Here is a 3,157-nt window from a genome sequence, read left to right on the forward strand (position 1 = left end):
GATGGCAAAGCTGGAGAGCAGATGGAGCGATGGCCGGGACAAGCGGACAATCAAAGAGATTAGAAGCAATCGAAATAGATTTAACCGGAGAAATGGCAAGTCATTATGATATATACTATCGAGTACACATACAAGATATTGGATGGCAAAGTTGGGTTAAAAATGGTGAAACAGCTGGGACAACAGGACAGTCAAAGCGACTAGAAGCAATAGAAATAGTATTTGTTGAAAAAGGTAGTAATGGACCTACTAGTACAAGTAACTAAATAAAAGTGCACAAGATTTTTTAAACTATAAAAGATGAGATTAATTTCTCATCTTTTTTGTTAAATGATAGTAATTTCAACAGTTTTAGAAAATAAAAATTATTTAATTTAAGAACCTGTAAGTTGGTTTTAAATGGTAATGATATAATTATATATGATGTATTTGTGATTAATTCTAGTAATTCTTTTTGTTTGTTGATATAATTTATTCAACAAATAAATTATATATTTGTTTGTTAGGTGAGTAGAAAGGAGAGAAATAGTTGAGAAAATATGTGAAAAAATTACTTTTAATAATTGTTGCTTTTGGTTTATTATTTAGCATCACGAATGTTTCATCTTTATATGCAGTCGATGATAATGCTACATCGACTAATGGAAATGAAAAAGATAATTTTGAAGCTGGGGAAACATTAGGTGAAGATGAAGTTGTAACAGCTATGGATGAAGAGGGCAATGTATTGCCACTAGAAACAGTTGAAAATGACATGCCAGAAACATCTAATGATAGTGATGATAAAAATGTTGCTCAAGCAAGAAGTACTTATAGTAATTCTTCAGTAGCTTTGGTTAATTTTAGAACTAAAGGTTCTTCTCAGTATAATACAGAATATATAGAAGAAGGTACTAATAGATCTGGATATACTAATGGATACTATGCAGCTGATGGAGCATTTTTAGGATATGATAATGAATCAAATCCAACTAAAGTAAAATTTATGCAAGCTGGAGTTGTAGGTTGGGTACCAATTAGCGAGGTAGAAGTATTGCAGTATACTTCATCAAAAGTAGTAACAACATCAAAATATTATGTGAGTAACGGACGTTTATATCATGGTATTGTTACAAATGTTTCAAATAGTAGTTATTCTAATAGACTCGATTGTGGACCCGCTCCATCATATTTAAAAGAGGGATATGATTATTATAGTTATGATGGACACTATTTTTATGAAAATAGTAATTATTCTAGTTATGCTACGATGTTAAATGATTATCGAAATAATGTTAGAACTAATGCTGTAAATAGTGGTTCACCATATTATAATTATTTTCAATATCTTTCTCATCGTAGTAAAACGTCTTACAGTGCTAGTCAGTTAAATTCAGCAATATCATCAATGGTTACTGCTTCAGAAAACAGTTATGGAAGAACATCTAAACTGAGAAATTTAGGTCAAACATTTATAGATAATCAAAATGCTTATGGAAGCAATGCTTTGTTGATGATTGCAGTTGCAGCAAATGAAAGTGCTTGGGGATGTAGCAATATTGCTGCAACTAAGAATAACTTATTTGGACATGCAGCATATGATAGTGATCCTAATGGAAGTTCAAATGCATATTCATCAGTAGAATATAGTGTGTATTATCATGCTGCAAACTTTGTTTCTAAAGGATATTTAGATCCAGTTACAGATAGTAGATATTATGGAGCAAACGTTGGGGATAAAGCTAGTGGTATGAATGTTAAATATGCTTCAGACCCATATTGGGGTGAAAAAGCAGCTGCTGTATGCTGGAGAATTGATAACTATCTTGGTGGTAGCGATTCTTCAAAATATACGCTTGCAATTAAAGATACAAATAGTATTAATCATACAGTAATTGCGATAAAAAATAACCCAAGCAGTTCATCTACAACTTTGTATTCAACATATCCAATAAGTTCCAAAACAACTTATAAAAATTATGCTCCTTCGAATTATCCATTTATTATTATTGGTGAAAGTGGAGATTACTATAAAATTCAATCAGACGGTGCAGTAAATAGTAGTAGATCGGGAATATTGGTACAATCTGCATATGATTATAATATCAGTTATGGCTATATCCCTAAGTCAAGTGTTTCAATTGTAAAACAAGGAACATACACAGATAGTAGTCAAAACACAGAAAATACTACTGGGGCTTCTAGTGGTAAAGATAGTAGTGAACCACATATTTCATATTCTGCAAACAGTCAATCAGTTGGTTGGCTAGAGACAGTAACAGAACCGAATACTGCTGGAACAACGGGTAGATCGTTAGATCTATACCAGTTGAAACTAAGTCTATCTAATGTAAATGATTCAGTGATATTGAGTGGGAAAATTTATAGTAATGGTTCATGGATTAATTATAATGAAATTAGTAGTTCTATTGATGTTGGAAATAATAATCAGTCTATGCAATTGGTTAATTTTACAATAAGTAATCTATCAGGATATGTATTGCAATATCGGGTACATAGTGCTGATATTGGATGGCAAGATTGGGTTAATCAAGGTAATAATGCCGGAACAGATGGATATAATATACAGGCAATTGAGTTTAGATTAATTAGAGATGCAACAATTACTATTCCAACCATTACATATCGTACTCATGTACAAGATGATGGTTGGCAAGGATATGTTGAAGAAGGAAAAACATCTGGAACAACTAATCAGAAGAAACGTTTAGAAGCCATTGAAATTAAACTAGATGACAATACATATACTGGAAGTATAGAATATCAAACTCATATTCAAGATATTGGATGGCAAGACTGGGTGGAAGATGGTACAGTATCAGGAACCGAAGGACAGTCAAAGAGATTAGAAGCAATCAAAATAAAACTTACAGATGAACTTGAAGAGAATTTTGATATTTATTATCGAGTACATGTTCAAGAATTAGGCTGGATGGATTGGGCTAAAAATGGTGAGTCTGCTGGAACAGCAGGATATAGCTATCGATTAGAAGCAATAGAAATAGTAATAAAATTAAAAGGAGAAAAAGCACCAGGAAGTACAGATACACCATTTAAACAACATTATGTAAAATATGCAACACATGTACAAGATATTGGATGGTTAGGCAATGTATATGATGGAAATGTATCAGGAACTGAAGGACAATCCAAACGT

The 3,157-nt window shown here is 32.1% G+C and carries 1 protein-coding gene and 1 pseudogene; both read left to right on the top strand.

All coding sequences use genetic code 11. From position 1 onward, the window contains the following. Positions 1-266, top strand: a pseudogene (locus Q0K54_RS13680) (hypothetical protein); the annotation flags it as partial. A 263-nt stretch (positions 267-529) separates the two neighbouring features. Then, positions 530-3,157: glucosaminidase domain-containing protein (locus Q0K54_RS13685; protein ID WP_294582077.1), on the top strand; the 2,628-nt coding region annotated here is incomplete at its 3' end.

Origin of the sequence: uncultured Thomasclavelia sp. (assembly GCF_944324745.1) — a bacterium.
Taxonomy (GTDB): Bacteria; Bacillota_I; Bacilli_A; order Erysipelotrichales; family Coprobacillaceae; genus Thomasclavelia.